The sequence below is a fragment of the Mycobacterium sp. P7213 genome, assembly GCF_900604305.1.
In the GTDB taxonomy this organism is placed as follows: domain Bacteria; phylum Actinomycetota; class Actinomycetes; order Mycobacteriales; family Mycobacteriaceae; genus Mycobacterium.
Genome location: NZ_UWOA01000008.1, coordinates 22122 through 42648 on the forward strand (window position 1 = coordinate 22122; position 20527 = coordinate 42648).

23 protein-coding genes are annotated in these 20527 nt (G+C 68.0%); 14 read left to right on the forward strand and 9 right to left on the reverse strand.

Translation table 11 applies throughout. The features are described from left to right. The first annotated feature begins 32 nt into the window (after positions 1-32). From ttfA to EJK91_RS04490, 7 genes are all read left to right on the forward strand, one after another. Positions 33-917, forward strand: coding sequence for a trehalose monomycolate transport factor TtfA (gene ttfA / locus EJK91_RS04460; protein ID WP_046302278.1), 885 nt, complete (start codon positions 33-35; stop codon positions 915-917). Between the two features lie 22 nt (positions 918-939). Next, complete coding sequence (locus EJK91_RS04465; protein WP_024442024.1) at positions 940-1716, forward strand: SDR family NAD(P)-dependent oxidoreductase; 777 nt, start codon at positions 940-942, stop codon at positions 1714-1716. Continuing rightward, positions 1703-2251 (forward strand): orotate phosphoribosyltransferase, encoded by a 549-nt coding sequence (pyrE, locus tag EJK91_RS04470; protein WP_024442025.1) that lies wholly within the window; start codon positions 1703-1705, stop codon positions 2249-2251. Before EJK91_RS04465 ends, pyrE begins: the two co-directional genes overlap by 14 nt. A gap of 17 nt (positions 2252-2268) precedes the next feature. Then, positions 2269-3162 (forward strand): hypothetical protein, encoded by an 894-nt coding sequence (locus EJK91_RS04475; RefSeq protein ID WP_046302279.1) that lies wholly within the window; start codon positions 2269-2271, stop codon positions 3160-3162. Then, positions 3159-3929: a TrmH family RNA methyltransferase gene (locus EJK91_RS04480; protein ID WP_241178623.1), complete on the forward strand. Its 771-nt coding sequence runs from the start codon at positions 3159-3161 to the stop codon at positions 3927-3929. The genes EJK91_RS04475 and EJK91_RS04480 overlap by 4 nt, the downstream gene beginning before the upstream one ends. 252 nt (positions 3930-4181) lie before the next feature. Next, positions 4182-5027: a hypothetical protein gene (locus tag EJK91_RS04485; RefSeq protein WP_125078354.1), complete on the forward strand. Its 846-nt coding sequence runs from the start codon at positions 4182-4184 to the stop codon at positions 5025-5027. A gap of 96 nt (positions 5028-5123) precedes the next feature. Next, positions 5124-6242: a glycoside hydrolase family 76 protein gene (locus EJK91_RS04490; RefSeq protein WP_024440171.1), complete on the forward strand. Its 1119-nt coding sequence runs from the start codon at positions 5124-5126 to the stop codon at positions 6240-6242. A gap of 20 nt (positions 6243-6262) precedes the next feature. Here the strand turns inward: EJK91_RS04490 and EJK91_RS04495 are convergent, their stop codons facing one another. Then, positions 6263-6961, reverse strand: a complete 699-nt coding sequence (locus EJK91_RS04495; RefSeq protein ID WP_024440170.1) for a DedA family protein — start codon at positions 6959-6961, stop codon at positions 6263-6265. A gap of 87 nt (positions 6962-7048) precedes the next feature. Here EJK91_RS04495 and fbaA point away from each other — a divergent pair, with 87 nt between their 5' ends. Then, entirely contained in the window at positions 7049-8080 is a 1032-nt protein-coding gene (gene fbaA, locus EJK91_RS04500) for a class II fructose-bisphosphate aldolase (RefSeq protein ID WP_024440169.1), read from the forward strand. Between the two features lie 73 nt (positions 8081-8153). Here fbaA and EJK91_RS04505 read toward each other — a convergent pair whose 3' ends face one another. Next, a complete protein-coding gene (locus EJK91_RS04505) occupies positions 8154-8951 on the reverse strand; it encodes an Rv0361 family membrane protein (RefSeq protein ID WP_046301284.1) in 798 nt (265 codons plus the stop codon). Positions 8952-9068: 117 nt separating this feature from the next. On the opposite strand from EJK91_RS04505, the gene EJK91_RS04510 reads away from it, so the two are divergent. Beyond that, positions 9069-9485: a DUF3151 domain-containing protein gene (locus EJK91_RS04510; protein WP_192830958.1), complete on the forward strand. Its 417-nt coding sequence runs from the start codon at positions 9069-9071 to the stop codon at positions 9483-9485. Between the two features lie 33 nt (positions 9486-9518). Here the strand turns inward: EJK91_RS04510 and EJK91_RS04515 are convergent, their stop codons facing one another. The 3 genes from EJK91_RS04515 to EJK91_RS04525 all read right to left on the reverse strand — a co-directional run bounded on the left by EJK91_RS04515 (position 9519) and on the right by EJK91_RS04525 (position 12015). Next, positions 9519-10403 carry a cation diffusion facilitator family transporter gene (locus EJK91_RS04515; RefSeq protein WP_024440166.1) on the reverse strand — a complete coding sequence of 295 codons (885 nt, stop codon included), beginning with the start codon at positions 10401-10403 and terminating at the stop codon, positions 9519-9521. A gap of 67 nt (positions 10404-10470) precedes the next feature. Further along, positions 10471-11256, reverse strand: coding sequence for a site-2 protease family protein (locus EJK91_RS04520; RefSeq protein WP_046301292.1), 786 nt, complete (start codon positions 11254-11256; stop codon positions 10471-10473). Positions 11257-11316: 60 nt separating this feature from the next. After that, positions 11317-12015, reverse strand: coding sequence for a peptidase M50 (locus EJK91_RS04525; RefSeq protein ID WP_444850796.1), 699 nt, complete (start codon positions 12013-12015; stop codon positions 11317-11319). A gap of 79 nt (positions 12016-12094) precedes the next feature. On the opposite strand from EJK91_RS04525, the gene EJK91_RS04530 reads away from it, so the two are divergent. After that, the gene (locus EJK91_RS04530; protein ID WP_125078356.1) at positions 12095-13396 is read left to right on the forward strand and encodes an adenylosuccinate synthase; all 1302 of its coding nucleotides are present in this window, start codon (positions 12095-12097) and stop codon (positions 13394-13396) included. After that, a complete protein-coding gene (locus EJK91_RS04535; protein ID WP_125078357.1) occupies positions 13393-14046 on the forward strand; it encodes a PaaI family thioesterase in 654 nt (217 codons plus the stop codon). The genes EJK91_RS04530 and EJK91_RS04535 overlap by 4 nt, the downstream gene beginning before the upstream one ends. 6 nt (positions 14047-14052) lie before the next feature. Here the strand turns inward: EJK91_RS04535 and EJK91_RS04540 are convergent, their stop codons facing one another. Then, positions 14053-14412, reverse strand: coding sequence for a DoxX family protein (locus EJK91_RS04540; protein ID WP_024440161.1), 360 nt, complete (start codon positions 14410-14412; stop codon positions 14053-14055). A gap of 178 nt (positions 14413-14590) precedes the next feature. Between EJK91_RS04540 and purT the strand changes: the two genes are divergently transcribed. Genes purT through EJK91_RS04555 form a run of 3 tightly spaced genes read left to right on the forward strand, consistent with a single transcriptional unit; the run spans position 14591 to position 17530 of the window. Continuing rightward, on the forward strand, positions 14591-15856 hold the full coding sequence (gene purT, locus EJK91_RS04545) for a formate-dependent phosphoribosylglycinamide formyltransferase (protein ID WP_024440160.1): 1266 nt from the start codon (positions 14591-14593) through the stop codon (positions 15854-15856). A 43-nt stretch (positions 15857-15899) separates the two neighbouring features. Beyond that, complete coding sequence (locus EJK91_RS04550; protein WP_024440159.1) at positions 15900-16304, forward strand: rhodanese-like domain-containing protein; 405 nt, start codon at positions 15900-15902, stop codon at positions 16302-16304. Then, positions 16301-17530 carry an O-succinylhomoserine sulfhydrylase gene (locus EJK91_RS04555; protein WP_125078358.1) on the forward strand — a complete coding sequence of 410 codons (1230 nt, stop codon included), beginning with the start codon at positions 16301-16303 and terminating at the stop codon, positions 17528-17530. The genes EJK91_RS04550 and EJK91_RS04555 overlap by 4 nt, the downstream gene beginning before the upstream one ends. 40 nt (positions 17531-17570) lie before the next feature. Here the strand turns inward: EJK91_RS04555 and EJK91_RS04560 are convergent, their stop codons facing one another. The 3 genes from EJK91_RS04560 to EJK91_RS04570 form a co-directional block, all read right to left on the reverse strand. After that, positions 17571-18425, reverse strand: a complete 855-nt coding sequence (locus EJK91_RS04560; protein WP_024440157.1) for an SDR family oxidoreductase — start codon at positions 18423-18425, stop codon at positions 17571-17573. Between the two features lie 54 nt (positions 18426-18479). After that, a complete protein-coding gene (locus EJK91_RS04565; protein WP_024440156.1) occupies positions 18480-19241 on the reverse strand; it encodes an isocitrate lyase/PEP mutase family protein in 762 nt (253 codons plus the stop codon). A gap of 70 nt (positions 19242-19311) precedes the next feature. After that, a complete protein-coding gene (locus tag EJK91_RS04570; protein ID WP_024440155.1) occupies positions 19312-20505 on the reverse strand; it encodes an acyl-CoA dehydrogenase family protein in 1194 nt (397 codons plus the stop codon). Positions 20506-20527 lie beyond the last annotated feature (22 nt).

Consider the following 20527-nt stretch of genomic DNA (forward strand, 5'->3'; position numbering starts at 1 on the left):
AGTCCCGGCCGAGAACAGATACGCTAGGCCCAATGGTCCCGCTCTGGTTCACGCTGTCCGCGCTGTGTTTCGTCGGCGCGGCCGTATTGCTGTACGTGGACATCGACCAGCGGCGCGGCCGTAGCCGGCGCCGTAAGTCCTGGGCCCGTTCGCACGGTTTCGACTTCGAGCCGGAATCCGCCGAGATCCTCCACCGCTGGAAGCGCGGCGTGATGTCGACGGTGGGCGAGGCGCCGGTGCGCAACGTGGTGCTCGGCCAGATCCGCGGCGAGGCCGTCTACATCTTTGACCTGGACGAAGTGGCGACCGTGATCGCCCTGCACCGCAAGGTCAGCACCAACGTCGTCGTCGACGTGCGGCTCAAGGGTCTCAAAGAACCGCGGGAGAACGACATCTGGCTGCTCGGAGCGATCGGCCCACGGATGGTGTACTCCACCAATCTCGACGCGGCGCGCCGAGCCTGCGACCGGCGGATGGTCACGTTCGCCCACACCGCTCCGGACTGTGCCGAGGTTATGTGGAACGAGGCGAACTGGACCCTGGTGAGCATGCCCATCACCAGCACCCGCGCCCAGTGGGATGAGGGCCTGCGCAGCGTTCGCCAATTCAACGACCTGCTGCGGGTGCTGCCGCCGAGCCCACGGCGTCAGTCCGCCGAAGCCGGAGCCGCCGCAACCGGCCGCCGCAACGGGCAACCCAGCCGTCCGCTCGGGTCCTCGGGCGCTGCTGAGGGCGGGGACGAGAACGAGTCCGCGCAGCTCCCGCCGGCGTCGCGAGCAGCCGCGCCGGCACCGGGCAACGCCCCCTCGGCTGCCGAACCGCAGCAGCGCCGCCGGACCAGCCGGGAGAGCTCCTCGGACGTGCTGCACGCGCCCGGCGGTCGCAACGGTCGCCAGACCGCGCACTATCAGCGCTGACAGCCTCGTTAGGCTGTCCGTCATGTCTCGCCCCGTTGCTGTGGTGACCGGGCCCACCTCCGGGCTGGGCGCCGGCTATGCCCGCCGCTACGCCGCCGATGGCTATGACCTGGTCCTGGTCTCCCGCGACGTCGAACGCCTGGAAGCGCTGGCAACCGAACTGCGGGGCAGCCACGGCGGTGCCGTCGAGGTGCTACCAGCCGACCTGGCCGACGCTGCCGGCCGCGCCAAAGTTGCCGAGCGGCTGCGCGCCGGGGTGCGGGTACTGGTCAACAACGCCGGGTTCGGCACGTCCGGGGAGTTCTGGACCGCCGACCCGGCCCTGCTGCAGTCGCAACTGGACGTCAATGTCACCGCGGTGATGCAACTGACCCGCGCCGCGCTGCCCGCGATGATCGAGGCGGGTGCCGGCACCGTCATCAATATCGCCAGCGTCGCCGGGCTGCTGTCCGGACGCGGTTCGACCTACTCGGCGTCCAAGGCCTGGGTGGTGTCGTTCACCGAAGGTCTGGCAGGCGGACTGCACGGCACCGGCGTCGGCATCCACGTGGTCTGCCCGGGATACGTCCACACCGAGTTCCACGAGCGCGCCGGAATCGATATGGCCACGCTGCCATCCTTCATGTGGATGGAGGTCGACGATGTGGTCGCGGCCAGTTTGGCCGACATCGCCCGCGGCGAGGTGGTCAGCGTTCCGGGCCTGCAATACAAGGCATTGACAGCCGTCAGTCGGCTGATTCCGCGCGGGCTGTCGCGCACGCTGACCAACACATTCGGGAGGGGCCGTGGCCGCACTTAACAACGACGAACGCGATGAGCTCGCCGCGCTGGTGCGCGAGCTGTCGGTGGTGCACGGCCGTGTGACGCTGTCCTCCGGGGCCGAAGCCGACTACTACGTCGACCTTCGCCGTTCCACCCTGCACCACCGCGCCGGCGCCCTGATCGGGCGATTGGTCCGCGAACTCACCGACGACTGGGACTACGCGGCCGTGGGCGGCCTGACCCTGGGCGCAGACCCGGTGGCGACCGCCGTTATGCACGCTCCGGGTCGCCCGATCGACGCATTCGTGGTGCGCAAGTCAGTGAAAGCGCATGGCATGCAACGCCTTATCGAAGGGTTCGACGTGGCCGGCCAACCGGTTCTGGTGGTGGAGGACACCAGCACCACCGGTGGGTCGGCGCTGACCGCGGTGCGCGCGGTGCGTGAGGCGGGCGGCAAGGTGGTCGGTGTGGCCACCGTGGTAGACCGTGCCACCGGCGCGGCCGAGGCCATCGAGGCCGAAGGCGTGCCGTATCGCAGTGTGCTCGGCCTGGCCGAGCTGGGCCTGGACTGAACTCTCCGAGGACGGTTGTGCGGAGTCTGATCGCGCTGACATCAGCGTTGGCCGTCGCCTGTGCCGCGGCCTGCTCGGGTTCCGGCACGGCCGGCCCCTACGGTGCCCACAGCGCCCCGATCGGTTCGGCTCGCACCATCCTGGGCTGGGAGATGACCCTGTCCAACCTGCGGTGGGAAGTCGACTACGCGCTGGTCGACGTCAAGGCCCGGGTCGCCGATGCCGATGCCCCGCACGCCGCCGCCGGTGAACTGCGGTTCGGGGTGTACGGCACCCCGGCGCACCCGATCGAGGCCACCGGGCTGGGCAGCTGCCGGCTGCTGGGGGAATTGGTGCCGACGCCGCTGTCGGCCAAGGAACCCGACCAGCTCAACGGGACCGTCTGTTTGGGTCCGCTCAAGGAGCGCAGCGCGCTGCGCGGGATGTATGTCTACTCGCCGGCCGACCGGATCAAGGACACCACGGTGGCCTACCCCGCGGCGTTCCCGGTGGGGCTGGCGCCGGTCAATCCGGGCGACACCGGTCTGCAGCTCACCACCCAAGGCGTGGCGGCCTACCGGGCCGACGGCGTGCCGCTGGCGCCGACGGCCCTCGGCGACCCGAAAGCGTTCACCGGCGCCGGCTCCATGGTGCTTAACCTGTCGGTCGACGCGGTCGCCTCGCAGTACCGCGACGACGCCAAAGCCCGTGGCGGACCGCTGATGTTGATCGCCGGACCCTCGACGCCGATACCTGGACTGGGCGCGGACTGCGTCGCGGCGGGATCGTCGGTGTTGATCCTGCCGGAGGCGTCGCTGAACTCGGTGCACGTGCCGACCTCGCTGTGCACGCACGGGGAGATCAACGCCGCGCTGCTGTATCCGACGGTGTCGGTGGCGGGCACGCATGCAGCCGTGTGGACCATCTCGTGACCGAGTCGTCGGACCATCCCGATTCATGCGGCGGTCCCAACTTCGCCTCTCCTCCGTCGAGTCTGACTGAACCGCCGGTTTCATGCGGCGGTCCCAGTTTCGCCTCTCCTCCGTCGAGCCTCGCTGAACCGCCGGGCCCCACCGAGTGGTTCGCACCGGCCAACGGCGTCGGCCCCTGGCCGGGACCCCCGCCGAACGACTCCCGCTACGACCCGGAGCTGCTGCGCGAGGGAGACCGTCGCAACGTCGTCGACGCCTACCGCTACTGGACCCGAGAGGCGATCGTCGCCGATATCGATCGCCGGCGGCACCGGTTGCACATCGCGATCGAGAACTTCGGCCACGATGCCAACATCGGCTCGGTGGTGCGCACCGCCAACGCGTTCGCCGTGCACACCGTGCACATCGTTGGTCGGCGCCGGTGGAATCGGCGCGGCGCCATGGTCACCGACCGCTATCAGCGACTGCTGCATCACGAAACCGCCACTGATCTCCTGGATTTCGCCGCCCGGCAGGGACTCACCGTCGTCGCGGTGGACAACGTGGCAGGGGCGGTGCGTCTGGAGCAGACCACGCTGCCCGTCGACTGCCTGCTGGTGTTCGGCAGCGAAGGTCTCGGTATCAGCGACGAAGCCCGGGCCGGCGCGGAGCTGACGGTGTCGATCGCTCAATTCGGCTCCACCCGCAGCATAAACGTCGGGGTGGCCGCCGGGATTGTGATGCATGCCTGGATCAGCCGGCATGGTCACCTCGACCAAGCGTGGTGACAGCTACCTTCAAGCCAACCTCAGTAAATATGTTGGATAACTATATGTTTCATTCCGGCTCTGCTGAGTGGATTGACGGGGTTTCGTCATGCCGGACCGCTCTCTGTTCACGCTTTGCGCGAGCGATCACCGGTAAAAACCCAGTCCCAACAGGGTAATTCGGGACGAATTCCAGGGATTTCCCTGTATCGGCGCCGTTAAGGAACGAGTTAGCGTACCGGTTGCCAGATTCGGCCAGGAATGAGGTTTGCTATGAAAATACGTGAGAGTTTGCGTCCCTGCGCCACCATGGGTGTCGCTTTGGTAGCTGCCAGCGCGGTCATCACCGCTCCCGGGGCGGTGCCCGGCGCGGCGGCGCACACCGTCGGCGCCGGAGTCGCGCTGACCAGCCTGGGCTGGACGGACGTCGAGTTCCTTACCCCCGACGGTTGGGAGATGTTCGACTCCGCCGTGTTGGCGCAGGCCTACGCCGACGATCTGACCGCGACGACCCTGTCGTACGGCCAAACCGCGGTCGAGTGGGCCGGCTGGCTCGAGCCCTTCCTGTCCTTTGCCGGGATCTCGGGACTGGCGGACTGGGTTTCCGACCGCTATGACCTGTTCACCGATATCCTCGCCCCCGGCTGGGACCCCCTGCCCTGGTTCGCGGGATTCTTTGAGTCCATCGGCAACGACCCCAACATTCTTTTCGGCCCGATGGCGGACATCGACCTCGGCTGGGTGTACGGCTTGCTGGGGATCTCGGCCGAGGACGGCGACCAGCTCAACTCTCTGCTGGAGCTCGCATCGGGCTATGCCGGCGGCATGCTCACGTGGGAGCTGATGGGGATCTACGCGGTCGTACCGGGGGCGATCAATGCGGTTGTCGACGGCACCATCAGCCTCGACGATCTCTTCCCCGAGGCGGGCAGCCAGCTCGATCTGCTGGCTAACCTCGCCGGGGAATCGATGATGAACTGGTTGACGTCGACGGAGGAGACGCTGACCAATTCGATGGATGAGGTGATAGACATCCTGGAGAATTCGCCGGGCGTTCAGTGGATTCTCGACATCGTCAGCCAGCTCAGTGATGGGGCCGGTGTCGAGCTGCCGTTCTGACCGCCGACCGCCGAGCGATGCGCAACTTTCCCGCGGCCGATCCGCGGGAAAGTTGCGCGTTCGGCTTATGCGGCAAGATCTAGGGCCATGGACCCCATGGATCTCCTCTGGGCAAATCGGGCCGAGAGCGCCGAGGCTGCCGTCAGCGCGAGACACCTCAAGTCGCTCTGGCATCTGCCGGGCACCCAGCTCGGCGTGGTCGCCTGGCCGCCGATCCGGCGCGCCCCACACTGGCACTACTGGTGGCAGGCCCACCTGATCGACTGCCTGGTCGATGCCCAGCTGCGGGATCCACAACCCGAACGGGTGACACGGATCAAACGGCAGATCCGCACCCACCGGCTGCGCAACGTGGGCCGCTGGACCAACGCCTACTACGACGACATGGCCTGGCTGGCACTGGCGATCCAACGCGCAGCCACAGTCACCGGTGTCGACCGACACCGCGCCTTGGGCACCCTGACTCGCGAGCTGACCGAATCATGGATGCCCGAAGCCGGCGGTGGCATTCCATGGCGCAAGGACGAACAGTTCACCGCCCCCTTCTTCAACGCCCCCGCCAACGGCCCGGCCGGGATATTTCTGGCCCGCGAACCCGGGTGGCTGGAGCGTGCCCAGCAAATGGGCGACTGGATCGAAGCGACCCTGATCGACCCGGACACCGACCTGGTGTTCGACGGCATCAGGGAGGGTTCGCTGGTGCGTGCCGAGTACACCTACTGCCAGGGCGTGGTGCTCGGGCTCGAGACCGAGTTGGCGGTGCGCACCGGGGACCCGCGCCACGCCGCCCGGGTGCGCCGGCTGGTGGCCGCGGTGAGCAAGCGGATGGCCCCGGGCGGGGTGATCAAGGGCGCCGGCGGCGGCGACGGCGGGCTGTTCGCCGGGATCACCGCCCGCTACCTGGCACTGGTCGCCACCGCGCTGCCGGAGGAGTCCGCCGCCGACGCCGAGGCACGCGACACCGCCGGCGGGTTGGTGCTGTCATCGGCGAAATCGGCGTGGGATTACCGGCAATCGGTCGACGGGCTGCCGTTGTTCGGGGCGTTCTGGGACCAGCCCGCGGAGCTGCCCCGGGCCGATGGCGTCGTGGCCACCTCCATTGCCGGTGCGGTGCGCGAATCCGAGATCCCCGAACGTGACCTGTCGGTGCAGTTGGGCGGCTGGATGCTGATGGAGGCCGCGCACTGTGTCGCGGCCGCCGCACCGGCCCGGTGACTCTGCCCTGAGCGCCCGGTCTACTCGGGCTGTTGCGCCGTGAGGGCCGAGTCAGCGGTGGCGTCCGCGGGTGCTCCGCCGCCGCGGCGGCTGCGGTAGGCCTTCGCCGTGGCGATGAACGCCGGGATCATCGAGACGAACAGGATCACCAGGATGATCTTTTCCAGGTTCTCGTGGACGAACGGCACGTTGCCCAGAAAGTAACCCAGCGTCGTCACGCCGGCGCCCCACAGGATGCCGCCGACGATGTCGAACGCCAGATACACCGGGTAGCGCATGTAGGAGACACCCGCGACCACCGGCACGAACGTCCGGACGAACGGCGCGAACCGGGCCAGGATGATCGCCCACGGCCCGTACTTCTCGAAGAACGCGTGCGACTCGGTCACGTAGTGCTTCTTGAAGAAGCGGGAATCTTCCTTCTTGAACAGCGCCGGCCCGATCCGCCGGCCGATGAAGTAGCCGCACTGATCGCCCAGCACCGCCACCACAGCGACTGCGGGCGCCAAAATCCAGATGTCGGGAGCCAGCCCCTTGGCGGCCAGCAGACCACCGGTGAACAGCAGTGATTCACCCGGCAGCAGGGGGAACAGCAGACCGGTCTCGATGAAGACCACCACCAGGATGGCCGGGAGTACGGCGCCGTGGAAGATGCCCCCGGAACCGAGCCAGTACATCGGGTCCAGCAGGCCGGGCATCGCGACCACGGTGGTGCTCATGACGCACCAACATACCGGGGGGTACCGGTGAAACCGCCCCTGAGATACTCGGGGGCAGGTTCGGTCAGCCAAGAGGAGAGAGTTCCCATGCCCATCGCCACCCCCGAGGTCTACGCCGAGATGCTGGGCCGCGCTAAGCAGAATGCGTACGCGTTCCCGGCGATCAACTGCACGTCATCGGAGACCATCAACGCCGCGATCAAGGGCTTCGCCGACGCCGGCAGCGATGGCATCATCCAGTTCTCCACCGGCGGCGCCGAGTTCGGCTCCGGCCTGGGCGTCAAGGACATGGTGACCGGCGCGGTGGCACTGGCCGAGTTCACCCACGTGATCGCCGCCAAGTACCCGATCAACGTGGCCCTGCACACCGACCACTGCCCGAAGGACAAGCTGGACGGCTTCGTGCGGCCGCTGCTGGCGATCTCGGCTGAGCGGGTCAAGGCCGGCGAGAACCCGCTGTTCCAGTCGCACATGTGGGACGGCTCGGCGGTGCCGATCGACGAGAACCTGGAAATCGCCAAGGAGCTGCTGGCCAAGGCGGCGGCCGCCAAGATCATCCTGGAGATCGAGATCGGCGTGGTCGGCGGCGAAGAGGACGGGGTGGAAGCCGAGATCAACGAGAAGCTCTACACCACCCCCGAGGACTTCGAGAAGACCATCGACGCCCTCGGGGTCGGCGACCACGGCGAGTACCTGCTGGCCGCCACCTTCGGCAACGTGCACGGCGTCTACAAGCCCGGCAACGTCAAACTGCGCCCCGACATCCTGGGCGAGGGTCAGAAGGTGGCGGCGGCGAAGCTGGGTCTGGCGGCCGGCTCCAAGCCGTTCAACTTCGTCTTCCACGGCGGCTCGGGTTCGCTGAAGTCCGAGATCGAAGAGGCGTTGCAGCACGGTGTGGTGAAGATGAACGTCGACACCGACACCCAGTACGCGTTCACCCGCCCGATCGCCGCGCACATGTTCACCAACTACGACGGGGTGCTCAAGATCGACGGCGAGGTCGGCAACAAGAAGACCTACGACCCGCGCAGCTACCTCAAGAAGGCCGAGGCCGCAATGACCGAGCGGGTCATCGAGGCCTGCAACGACCTGCACAGCGCCGGCAAGAGCCTGGCCTGAGTCGCTGACTCGGCGCGTTCACGGCGGGGCGGTTCGAGCCGGCCCCGCCGGGGCGCAGAGTCGATGGGCGTTGCTAGCTCCCGTGTGACTGGCAGATCTTCCACTGGTCGTCGCGGAACTGCAGGTCGAAGCTACGAGTGGAGCGGACCCGCGGTTCGTAGGCCATGAAAGCGGTGACATTGGCCTCGGCCTGGCCGTCGTTGACGACAACCTCGTCGATGCTGGCGACCACCGGGTACTGCTTGGCCGCCGCGATTCGGCGGTGGGTGTCGTCCCAAGCCTTTTGGTCGTAGTTGACGTAGCGGTCGCGGATGTCGCCGCAGGTGAGGCTGCGCAGTGCGGCCAGGTCACCGTTCTGCATGGCGATGTCGAAGTTCTGGATCGTGGTGCGCACATGTTCTTCTTGCGAGGCGGCCTGGCGAGTGTCGCGGGTCAGCCACAGCGTGCCCAGCACCGCGATGACCGCGAGCGCCATGATGATCAGGATCACCGCCATCACCCAGCCCCAGCTGCGCGAGACGGTCGACGGCAGTTTGCCGCCGACCCGCGCCGGGATCTGTTGCGGTATCGCCTTTCCCGTCTCATCGCCTTGCTGGGCGATCACTTCGGTTTCGGCATCGCCCATCGACGGGATGACCTCGGTGTGCCCGGCGTCGAATCCGGGTGCGGTGAAGCGGCGTTCCGGTGACCCGTCGGGACCGGGTTCGGTGGGCGTGGCCTCGGTGGTGATCACCTCGGTGACGGCGTCGGCTTCGGCCGGTGTCTCCGCCAGGATGGCCGTCGCGGTCTCGTCGCCGTCGGGCTGCTCAGTGGGAGCGCTGGCTTCGTCGTCGGTCGGCTCACTGTTGTCCGGTTCCGGTGGGTTCGGCATGAGTGGCTGATCCTCCAATGTCCGCCGGCTGATTCGGATCGGCTGGCGCTAGTTTACTGAGCGAGCCTGCCGATCGCCGGAGTGGCTGGCCATGGACGGCACGGCACAATGAACGATGTGACTCTCACCGGTGATCTCCTGCGCCCCGATCCGATCTTGCTGCCCGGCGACCCCGACGCCGAGGCCGCCCTGCGGGCCAACCAGAACCCCGAGCTCGTCGCGGCCGCGCATCCGGCTGCCTCGGTGGCATGGGCGGCGCTGGCCGAAGCGGCGTTCGCCGAGGACAGGGCGGTCACCGCCTACGCCTACGCGCGCACCGGCTACCACCGGGGCCTGGACCAGCTGCGCCGCAACGGCTGGAAGGGCTACGGCCCGGTGCCGTACGCGCATGAACCCAACCGTGGCTTCTTGCGGTGTGTGGCCGCGCTGGCGCGTGCCGCCACCACCATCGGGGAGACCGACGAACAGACGCGCTGCCTGGCTCTGCTCGACGACTGCGATCCCGGCGCTCGCACTGCGCTGGGGCTGAGCTGACCCACGGCGTACCCGTCGAGAACACCTAGGGCATCACCCGAGTGGGCAACGACCACCCTGCCCGGCAGGCTCCACCTGCACGGTGGCGTGGGTAAGCCCGCGGGCGGCCAGCACGGCCCGGGCGTCGGCCAATACGCGGCCGGCGTCGGCGCTGGTGCCCAGGTGGGCGGTGGCCATGTCCTGGCCGGGCACCAACGTCCAGACGTGCAGGTCATGCACGTCGGTGACGCCGTCGACGGCGGCGAGCGCCGCGCGCAGCTCGGCGACATCGATGTGGCTGGGGGAGGCCTCGGACAGGATCCGCAGGGCCGCGCCGGCCAGTGCGAACGCCCGGGGCAGCACCCATAGCGCGACGAAGACCGCGACCACTACGTCGGCGTAGGGCCAGCCGGTGGTGATGGTGACCACGCCGGCGATCAGCACGCCCACGCTGCCGACGGTGTCGGCGACCACCTCCATGTAGGCGCCGCGCACCGCCAGACTCTCGGTCGAGTGCGATCGCAGCACCCACGCGACGCCGACATTGACGGTGATTCCGGCCAGGGCGACCACGATCATCGGCACCCCGGGTACGTCCGGTGCGGTGCCGATGCGGCGGATCGCCTCGGTGAGGATGAACGTCGCCACCCCGATCAGCAGCACCGCATTGGCGACCGCGGTGAACACCTCGGCGCGGTGCCAGCCGTAGGTGCGCGACGGTGACGTGCTGCCGCGCCGGGTCAACATCACCGCGGCCGCCCCCATGAACAGGGCGGCCAGATCGGTCAGAAGATGGCCTGCGTCGGCCAGCAGGGCCATCGAGTTGATGGTGATCGCCGTGGTCAGTTCGATGACGAAGAACGCGCTCAGGATGGCGGCGCCGAGGACCATTCGAGACAGCCGGGAGTCGGTGTGACGGTGATCGTGACCGGCGCCCATGGGAGGTGAATATAGGCGGACTGGCCCGCTGTTGGGCGTGAAGTCGGGTTCACACCGGGCGGGGAACTCAGAACCAGGAATTCCAGAACTGGGTCAGGCTCAAACCCCACGACACCAGCAGGCGCGGCACATCGAACAGGTCGAAGAACCACAACACCAGCGAGAAGAACTTCTGGTTCAGCATCGGCGACGCCAGCAGCAACATCAGCAGCACCAGCAGGCCCCACTGCTGGAACGGCGCCACGGCGCGTCGGGTCGCCGGGCTCAGGTGCGGCTCCAGCGCGCCGTAGCCGTCGAGTCCCGGGACCGGCAGCAGGTTCAGTACCACCGCGGTCAGCTCCAGGAAGCCCAAGAACGCCACCCCGGACCAGAACACCGGATGCGCAGGGTCATACAGGGCGCGGGTGGCACCCAGCAACAGCACGGCCAGCACCAGGTTGGCGGCCGGACCCGCCAGACTGACCAGGGTGCGCCGCCGCGGTGTCATGAACGACGTCTGCACATAGACCGCCCCGCCGGGCAGCCCGATGCCGCCGAGCACGATGAACAGCATCGGCAGCACCAGGGACAGGCCCGGATGGGTGTAGCGCAGCGGGTTGAGGGTCAGATAGCCGCGCATCTCTGCACCGTGGTCACCGAACCGCCAGGCGGTGTAGGCGTGGCCGAACTCGTGTAGGCACAGCGAGACCAGCCAGCCAGCGATGACGAACACGAACACCCCGGCGTAGGCGAGCGGCCGGATCTCTTCACCGGCCCGCCACGCCAGCGCACCGCCCAGGACAGTCACGGCCACCAGTGCCAGGAAGACCGGGCTGGGCCGTACCGCCTGCCCGCGCAGCGGATGCACGTTCACCCAGTAGAAGCTAGCCACCGTGCGGCCGGGTCGCTCTCGGCGGTCCTCCGGCCGGCCTCGTCATCGCACGAGCAGCCAGTCCTCGATGTGGCGATAAAAGGTGGACCGCTTCACCGTTCGGCTGCTGTAGACGCCGTCGCGCACCACCAGCGCGCCGGTGGTGCCCAGCTGGGCGGCGCGGCCCGCCACCCAGCGTCGTACCCGGCCGCGCCGGCCCGGGAGACCGGCGCGCACTCCCGGCGCGGTGCCCGTCGGCTCGATCAGCACCTCGGCCACATCTCCGTCGAACAGGGCGGCGTCGTCGACGATTCCCTCACCGTGCAGCACCGCGGCGCCGTCCACCGGCAGCCACCGGCCGACACCCACCAGTGCGGTGCCGGCGTCGTCGCGGACCAGCGGCACCGGCTGAGCAGCACCCCGCCGGGCCCGCCGTGCGGCCCGCCACCCGGCCGGCAGCCGGTAGGCCGCGGTGGCCGGTGTGCGTCGTTGCGGCACGTACCCGACCTCGACGTCGAGCCGGTCGGTGCGCAGCAGACGGGTCAGTATTCGCGCCAGGTCCGCGTCCGCGCCGACGACGGCCAACCGGCCGTAGCGGTCGATCGCGGCGTCCAAGGCGTTCGGGTCATCGGTGCTCGTATCGTCGCCGAATTGCACTGTGGGTAGCCCTCGCAAGGGGCGCGGCAGACGACGTCCGGCAAACAGCAGGACGACGGTTTCGGACGGCAGCTGCAGGCTCTCCGTGCCGTTAGTGGCGTTCAACACGCTCCTTGTGAATCTCTTCAGATAGGCTCAGTCACCGGCTGGACCACAGTAAGCCAAGACAGTTAGCGAGAATTCCATGCCGGCAATCGTCGTCATCGGCGCCCAGTGGGGCGACGAGGGCAAAGGTAAAGCGACCGACCTACTCGGCGAACGAGTCCAGTGGGTGGTGCGCTACCAGGGTGGCAACAACGCCGGCCACACGGTGGTCCTGCCCACCGGGGAGAACTTCGCGCTGCACCTGATCCCGTCGGGGATCTTGTCGCCGCACGTCACCAACGTCATCGGCAACGGTGTCGTGGTCGATCCGGGGGTGCTGCTGGTCGAGCTGGAGGGTCTGGAACGCCGTGACGTGGACACCTCGCGGCTGCTGATCTCCGCCGATGCGCATCTGCTGATGCCCTATCACGTGGCCATCGACAAGGTGACCGAGCGCTACATGGGCAGCAAGAAGATCGGCACCACTGGCCGCGGCATCGGTCCCTGCTACCAGGACAAGATCGCCCGGATCGGGATTCGGGTCGCCGATGTGCTCGACCACGAGTCGCTGGCCCAGAAGATCGAGGCCGCCCTGGACTTCAAGAACCAGGTGCTGGTCAAGATCTACAACCGCAAGGCGCTGGAGCCCCAGCAGGTGCTCGAAGATCTGCTGGAGCAGGCCGAGGGCTTCAAACACCGCATCGCCGACACCGGGCTGCTGCTGGGCGCCGCGCTGGACCGCGGTGAGAACGTGTTGCTGGAAGGCTCGCAGGGCACCCTGCTCGACGTCGACCACGGCACCTACCCCTACGTGACGTCGAGCAACCCGACCGCGGGCGGCGCCGCAGTGGGATCCGGTGTCGGCCCGACCCGCATCACCACGGTGCTGGGCATCCTGAAGGCCTACACCACCCGGGTGGGTTCGGGACCGTTCCCCACCGAACTGTTCGACGCCAACGGCGAATACCTGTCCAAGACCGGCGGCGAGGTCGGGGTGACCACCGGGCGTCAGCGGCGCTGCGGCTGGTTCGATGCGGTGATCGCGCGCTACGCCACCCGGGTCAACGGCATCACCGACTACTTCCTGACCAAGCTCGACGTGCTCTCCAGCCTGGAGACCGTGCCGGTCTGCGTCGGCTACACCGTCGACGGCAAACGCACCGACGAGCTGCCCATGACCCAGGAAGAGTTCGCCCGCGCCGAGCCGGTCTACGAGGAACTGCCGGGCTGGTGGGAGGACATCTCCGGTGCCCGCACCTTCGAGGACTTGCCCGCCAACGCGCGCGACTACGTGTCGCGGCTCGAGGAGATCGCCGGCGCGCAGGTCTCGTGCATCGGGGTCGGTCCCGGACGGGAGCAGACCATTGTGCGACGCGACGTGGTGAGGGGCACCGGCGCGTGAGCGAGGGGCAGTCCCCGGGCGCTGACGACACGGCCACCGACCCGGACTACGCCAGTCACGGTGGATTCCCGGACTACGCGGTCGTCGACCCGAGCCCAGGCTTCGCACGGTTCCTCACCACGATGCGGCGTCTGCAGGACTTGGCGGTGTCGACCGACCCTGACGACGCCACCTGGGATGAGGCCGCTGACCGCGTCGACGCGCTGGTGGGGCTGCTGGAGAAATTCCCGGCGTCGCAGGCTGTCGCCCCGGCCGGGCGGGCGCCGTCACTGCCGGGAATGGGCAGCCTGCTGCTACCGCCGTGGCGGGTCAGCCGGTTCGAGCCGGACGGTGTGTCGATGACGGGCTCGTTCAGCCGGTTCCATGTGGGCGGCAACTTCGCAGTGCATGGTGGCGTGCTGCCGCTGCTGTTCGACTGGATGTTCGGGATGGTGGTGCACGCGGCCAACCGGCCGATCAGCCGCACGGCGTTCCTGCACGTCGACTACCGCAAGGTCACCCCGATCGACACCCCGCTGCTGGTGCACGCCCGGATCGAGCGGGCCGAGGGACGTAAGGTATTCATCGGTGCCGAACTCACCGACACCGACGGCACGGTGCTGGCCGAGGCGCAGGGCCTGATGGTGCGACTGCTGCCGGGGCAGCCCTAACTAGCCCTAACCGCTGCGCTGTGGTCCGCGCAGCGTCATCGACGCGAACAGGGCCAGAAACGACGCGGCGGGCACGGTGTTGGCGATGCTGTCGCGGACCCGGATGTGCGCGCCGACCGCCAGGACGAAATACAACGTCAACGCCGCGGTTGTCAGCCGTGCCAGTCCCGGAAACCGGTGTGCCGATAGCAGGCCGACCGCTGAGGCGGCTTTGACGATCGGCAGCACCGGCCTGATCTCTTGCGGGCATCCGACGGTGTCGAGCGCGGTGGTGATGAACGGCGCTGGGATGGCGCACAACACCGCGTCGGCGGCCTGGAAGGCGGCCAGGCCCGTGTAGGTCTTCGGTGAGGTCAGTGCACTCATGGGATCGACTCTATTCGGATGCGCCAGGACCGCTAGTCCAGATTCAGCGTCGCCATCGTCGCGATCCCGCCGATGCAGGCCCTGACAGCGCGGCGTGCGCGGTCGCTGCATCCCGGTCGGCTTTCCCCCTATCCTGGAGCAGCATGCAACATTGCCGTGGCGCGGGGAGGGTGGGGCGGTGAACGGCGAGCCGGGGGAGTTGGCGACCGAGCGGTTGCCCGTCGACGGTCCCAGCCGTACCCGCGTTGCATTGCTCGGGTCGGGTGATCTCAGCCGCGAGCTGGTGACGGCGCTGCAGCGCCTCGGCGCCGAGGTGATCGCCGTCGACCGCTACGCCGATGCCGCGTTGCACGGCATTGTGGATCGCTCCGTGGTGGTCGATCTCGGCGACAACGACGAACTGGCGGCGGCTATCCGGTGGCTGCAGCCGAAATTCGTGGTGGTCGCCTCCGAGGTGGTGGCAACCGACGCGTTGACCGCGGCCACCGACACCGGCGTCACCCAACTGGTGCCCGGTATCCGCGGAGCCCGGTTGGCCGCAGACCCCGAGGGCTTGCGGCGGCTGGTCTCCGAGGAGTTGGGGCTGCCTACGGCACCGTTCTGGTTCGCCGGGTCGGTGGAGGAACTCCGGGAGGTGGCCCAGCGGGCCGGTTACCCGATGTCGGTCAAACCGGTGGGCGGCTCGCTCGGCGAGGGCCGTTCGGTGATGGTCCGCGACAGCGACATCGAACCCGCCTGGCAGCGCGCGGTGGCGGCCAGCGCGTCGGAGACACCGCCGCGGGTGCTGGCCGAGACCATGGTGGAGTTTGACAGCGAGGTCACTCTGCTGGCTGTGCATCGGGACGGTCCGGACGGGCCGGCGCTGGACTTCTGCGCACCCATCGGCCACCGCAGTGTCGAGGAGCCCAATGGGCAACTGACGGTGGAGTTCTGGCAACCGCACCCGATGAACGCCGTGGCGCTGGGTGCGGCCAAGTCGATCGCCGCGCGGGTGGCTCGCGCGCTCGGTGGACGCGGCTTGTTCGGGGTGGAGCTCCTGGTATACGGCGACGAGGTGTATTTCGCCGGGGTCAATGTGCGCCCCTATGACGCCAACCTGCTGACGTTGCGCACCCAGCGGCTCTCGGGGTTCGAGTTGCAGGCGCGCGGGATCCTCGGGCTGGCGACCGACACCATCATGGTCTCGCCCGGCGCCGCTCGGCTGATCTATTCGCGCCGCCGCGTCGGTACCGCTGCCGAGGTGGACGGCCAGTCCGGGCCGGACCGGCTAGCGGTGGTCGCCGATGCACTCAGCGTGACTGAAAGTGATGTCGTGGTGTTCTCCCACCACGAGGGGCACCCCCGCCGGCGGCTGGGATTGGCGCTGGCCACCGGGCCAGACGCCGCGGTCGCCCGGGACCGTGCGGCGCAGGTGGCGACCATTTTGGGCAAGCTGTGGCCGTGACCCCCCGTGGCGTCGACCTGGTTCAGGTGCGAGACTTCCGCAGGTGAGCTACGCAGGAGATATCACACCTGAGCAGGCCTGGGCGATACTGCGCGACGACTCGGCGGCAACGCTCATCGACGTTCGCACCGACGCCGAATGGCGCTTCGTCGGACTGCCCGACGTCTCCGATCTGGGCCGCGAACTGGTCTGCATCGAGTGGGTTCACTCCGATGGAACGCCCAACCGCGACTTCTCCCGTGAACTGGCGGCGCGCGTTGCCGGCGGGCCGGCGATCTTCTTGTGCCGCTCGGGCAACCGTTCCATCGGGGCCGCCGAAACCGGTACCGCACTGGGCTTGACGCCGTCCTACAACGTGCTGGACGGCTTCGAGGGCAATCTCGATGAGCACGGCCACCGGGGAGGCACCGGCTGGCGCGCAGTCGGCCTGCCCTGGACGCAGTCATGAGCGACGCGGGACCGACCCGCTCCGTCCGCATCCCCAAACCGCTGCCGGACGGGGTCAGCGCGGCCACTATCGGGGTGCGCGGCGGGCTGCTACGCACCCAGTTCGAGGAGACGGCCGAGGCGCTGTTTCTGACCTCGGGATACGTCTACGACTCCGCGGCCGCCGCGGAGCAGGCGTTCACCGGCGAGGTGGACCGATTCGTCTACTCGCGCTACGGCAACCCCACGGTCTCGATGTTCGAGGAACGACTACGCCTGATCGAAGGGGCCCCCGCGGCGTTCGCCACCGCCAGCGGCATGGCGGCGGTGTTCGTGGCACTCGGTGCGCTGTTGAAGGCCGGCGATCGTCTGGTCGCCGCGCGCAGCCTGTTCGGGTCCTGCTTCGTGATCTGCAACGAGATCCTCCCGCGTTGGGGCGTGGAAACCGTGTTCGTCGATGGTGAGGACCTGGCGCAGTGGGAGCAGGCACTTTCGGTACCCACCAAGGCAGTGTTCTTCGAGACGCCGTCCAACCCGATGCAGTCGCTGGTGGACATCGCCGCGGTCACTGAGCTGGCCCACGCCGCCGGCGCGAAAGTGGTGCTGGACAACGTTTTCGCCACCCCGCTGCTGCAGCAGGGTCTACCGCTGGGGGTGGATGTGGTGGTGTACTCCGGCACCAAGCACCTCGACGGGCAGGGACGCGTCCTGGGCGGGGCGATTCTGGGCGACCAGGACTACATCGACGGTCCGGTGCAAACCCTGATGCGACACACTGGACCGGCGCTGAGTGCGTTCAACGCGTGGATCTTGTTGAAAGGCCTTGAAACGCTGGCGATTCGGGTCGACTACGCAAATTCCGCGGCGCTTAGGATCGCGGAGTTCCTAGAGCAGCATCCCGCGGTGAGTTGGGTTCGCTACCCCTTCTTGGCGTCGCACCCGCAATACGAGTTGGCGCGCAAACAGATGTCTGGCGGCGGCACCGTCATCACCTTCGAACTCGACGGGCCGCACAGTGGTGCCAAGCAGCGGGCATTCGAGCTGCTGGACAAACTGAAACTGATCGACATCTCCAACAACCTGGGCGATGCGAAGTCGTTGATCACCCACCCGGCCACCACCACCCACCGGGCGATGGGGCCCGACGGGCGCGCCGCGATCGGACTCGGCGACGGGGTGGTGCGGATCTCCGTCGGGCTGGAAGGCACCGACGACCTGATCGCCGACCTGGATCAGGCGCTGGGATAGGCAGTTGCCCGGGATCACTCGGGGAGTGACCCCGGGGTGCTCAGTCGTCTTCGACGACGCCGGTGGCGTGCTGCGCGCGGTCCTCGTAGGCCTTGCGTGCCGCGGTGTCGAACTGCAAGAACACCGTATCGTTGTGGGTCTTCTTGTTGAGCCAGCGACGGCCCCGGTCCGGCAGCAGGCTCGCCAGGATCGAGACGCGACGCCCGAAGCTGGGCACCGAGACCAGCGTCTTGGGCTTGTCGAGCACCTTGACGACGCCGGCGGCGATGTCTTCGGGCTCCACCGGCTTCTGGGCTGCCGACGGTGTCGTGCCCGAGATCAGTTCGGTGTTGGTGAAGGTGGGCAGCACGGCAGAGACGTTGACGCCCTGCGGCGCGAACTCGTCGGACATCGCGGTGCTCAGACCGACGACGGCGAATTTCGTTCCGGCGTAGAGCACCTGTCCCGGCACGGCGACGATGCCGGCCAATGAGGCGATGTTGATGATGTGGCCGCGGCGGCGCTTGATCATCTCCGGGAGGACCAACTGGCAGCCGTTGAGCACGCCGTAGAAGTTGACCTCGGTCGCCGAGCGGATCGATTCGGGTGACTGGTCGAGGAACGGCCCGACCGGCATGACGCCGGCATTGTTGATCAGCACGTCGATGTGGCCGTCACCGTCGGCACGGGCCTTGTCCAGGAACGTCGAGAACGATTCGCGGTCGGTGACGTCCAGTGGGTGGCCGCTGACCTGACCGCCCGAACTCAGCTGCTTGACCGCCTTGTCGAGAACCGCGACGTCACGGTCGCCGATGACGACTCGAGCGCCACGCGCCAGCAGGGCAGTGGCGGTGGCCAGCCCGATACCACGGGCGGCGCCGGTGATGGCAATGGTCTTACCGCGAATGTTGTCCACGACGACGAACTTAACAGGTGTCAAATTCGGTGTCGACGGCGCGGAAGGATGTGCTCAGGCCCAGCGGGCCAGGACCTCCCCGGCGTGCTTGCCCAGGGCGGCCTGCAGCAGCGGTCCGAAGCTGATCCGTGCGACGCCGAGCGCGCCGAACGAGGCCGGGTCGGCGGTATCGGGTGCGGCGAGCGCATTGACCGGCTTCGGCAGGGCTTCGGCCAGGATGCGCAGGGTTTCTGCGTCATGGAAACCGACCGGGTAGAGCACGTCCGCGCCCGCCTGCGCGCATTCGGTCAACCGCGCGATAGCCCGGTCGACCCGGTCGGTGTCGTCGCCGTCTTTACGCAGGAACAGATCGGTGCGGGCGTTGATCACCAGATGTGGGCCTGCGGCGTCGGCGGCTGTCCGCAGCGCGGCCACGTACTCGGCGTGCTCGGACGACGACCGCAGCCGCTTGTCTTCGCTGTGCACCGAGTCTTCGATATTGCATCCGGCCACGCCGGCATCCAGCAGGCTCTCGACCAGGCGGTCCGGCGACTCGGCGTAACCGGATTCGACGTCGAGGGACACCGGCACATCGACGGCGGCGGTGATCTTGCGGGCTCGGTCCAGCACCTCGGCGAACGACATGCCCTCGCCGTCGGCCTTGCCCAGCGATTCGGCGACCGGCTTGCTGCCGATGGTCAGCGCTGCGAATCCGGCGCCGACGGCCAGCTTCGCCGACCACACGTCCCACACGGTTGGCAGGATCACCGGATTGCCCGGTTGGTGCAGCGCCAGGAATGCCGCCGCCCGTTGCCCAAGAACCTCGCGACTCGTCATTTTCACAAGCCTGCCATGTGAGAATTCATCAGGGAAGCCCAGGTTTGCCTTCCGGGGCCGTTGCGCCGCATCAGCGGAAAGCGCTGAGACCGGTGAACGCCTGGCCGAGCACCAATTGATGCATTTCGGGGGTGCCCTCATAAGTCAGCACCGACTCCAGGTTGACCATGTGCCGGATCACCGGGTATTCCAGCGATATCCCGTTGCCGCCCAAGATGGTTCGCGCGGTTCGGCAGATCTCCAGCGCGGCTCGGGTGTTGTTGAGCTTGCCGAAGCTGACCTGCTCGGGGCGCAGACCGGCATTGTCTTTGAGCCTGCCCAGGTGCAGGGACAACAACTGTCCCTTGTGAAGCTCGAGGGCCATGTCGACGAGCTTGGCCTGGGTGAGCTGGAAGCCGGCGATCGGCTTGCCGAACTGGGTGCGTTGCGTGGCGTAGTCGCGGGCGGCCTGCCAGGCCGAGCGGGCCGCACCCATTGCGCCCCAGATGATTCCGTAGCGCGCCTCGGACAGGCTGGCCAACGCGCCCTTGACGCCGCGGGCCTGGGGCAGCAGGGCCTCGGCCGGCAGGCGCACGTCGTCGAGCACCAGTTCACTGGTGATCGAGGCGCGCAGTGACAGCTTGTGGTGGATGGTGTTGGCGCTGAACCCCGGGGTGTCGGTGGGCACGATGAAACCGCGGACACCGTCGTCGGTGGCCGCCCACACCACCGCGACGTCAGCGATGGAGCCGTTGGTGATCCACATCTTGCGGCCATTGAGAACCCAATCGGTTCCATCGCGCCTGGCCCGGGTCGTCATGGCGGCCGGGTCGGAGCCGACGTCGGGCTCGGTCAGCCCGAAGCAGCCGATCAGCTCCCCGGCGGCCATGCCTGGCAACCATTGCTGCTTCTGCTCTTCGGAGCCGTTGTTGTAGATCGAATACATCGCCAGCGAGCCCTGCACCGACACCAGGGAACGCAGGCCGGAGTCGGCGGCCTCCAGCTCCACGCAGGCCAGTCCGTAATGCACCGCCGACGCTCCGCCACAGCCATAGCCGTCCAGGTGCATGCCCAGCAGCCCGAGCTTGCCGAACTCCCGGGCCAGTTCACGGGCCGGGAGGTCGCCGATCTCGAACCATTCGGCGATGTGCGGCATGACGTGTTCGGCGCAGAACTTGGCGACGGTGTCGCGCAGCGCGATCTCGTCGTCGGAGAGCAGGGTGTCCAGGCTCAGCGGATCGATCGGGTTGAAGGCCGGGGTATCAGAGGCGGCGCCGGTTGCCATTCGTTCATCCTGCCACCCAGAG

What these genes read in the sequence shown, in the direction of transcription:
- EJK91_RS04570 (WP_024440155.1), bottom strand. Translation starts at nt 20,505, where the DNA reads ATGGCAACCGGCGCCGCCTCTGATACCCCGGCCTTCAACCCGATCGAT.
- EJK91_RS04515 (WP_024440166.1), bottom strand. Translation starts at nt 10,403, where the DNA reads ATGGGCGCCGGTCACGATCACCGTCACACCGACTCCCGGCTGTCTCGA.
- fbaA (WP_024440169.1), top strand. Translation starts at nt 7,049, where the DNA reads ATGCCCATCGCCACCCCCGAGGTCTACGCCGAGATGCTGGGCCGCGCT.
- ttfA (WP_046302278.1), top strand. Translation starts at nt 33, where the DNA reads ATGGTCCCGCTCTGGTTCACGCTGTCCGCGCTGTGTTTCGTCGGCGCG.
- EJK91_RS04495 (WP_024440170.1), bottom strand. Translation starts at nt 6,961, where the DNA reads ATGAGCACCACCGTGGTCGCGATGCCCGGCCTGCTGGACCCGATGTAC.
- EJK91_RS04555 (WP_125078358.1), top strand. Translation starts at nt 16,301, where the DNA reads ATGAGCGACGCGGGACCGACCCGCTCCGTCCGCATCCCCAAACCGCTG.
- EJK91_RS04530 (WP_125078356.1), top strand. Translation starts at nt 12,095, where the DNA reads ATGCCGGCAATCGTCGTCATCGGCGCCCAGTGGGGCGACGAGGGCAAA.
- EJK91_RS04485 (WP_125078354.1), top strand. Translation starts at nt 4,182, where the DNA reads ATGAAAATACGTGAGAGTTTGCGTCCCTGCGCCACCATGGGTGTCGCT.
- EJK91_RS04505 (WP_046301284.1), bottom strand. Translation starts at nt 8,951, where the DNA reads ATGCCGAACCCACCGGAACCGGACAACAGTGAGCCGACCGACGACGAA.
- EJK91_RS04540 (WP_024440161.1), bottom strand. Translation starts at nt 14,412, where the DNA reads ATGAGTGCACTGACCTCACCGAAGACCTACACGGGCCTGGCCGCCTTC.
- EJK91_RS04465 (WP_024442024.1), top strand. Translation starts at nt 940, where the DNA reads ATGTCTCGCCCCGTTGCTGTGGTGACCGGGCCCACCTCCGGGCTGGGC.
- EJK91_RS04490 (WP_024440171.1), top strand. Translation starts at nt 5,124, where the DNA reads ATGGATCTCCTCTGGGCAAATCGGGCCGAGAGCGCCGAGGCTGCCGTC.
- EJK91_RS04565 (WP_024440156.1), bottom strand. Translation starts at nt 19,241, where the DNA reads ATGACGAGTCGCGAGGTTCTTGGGCAACGGGCGGCGGCATTCCTGGCG.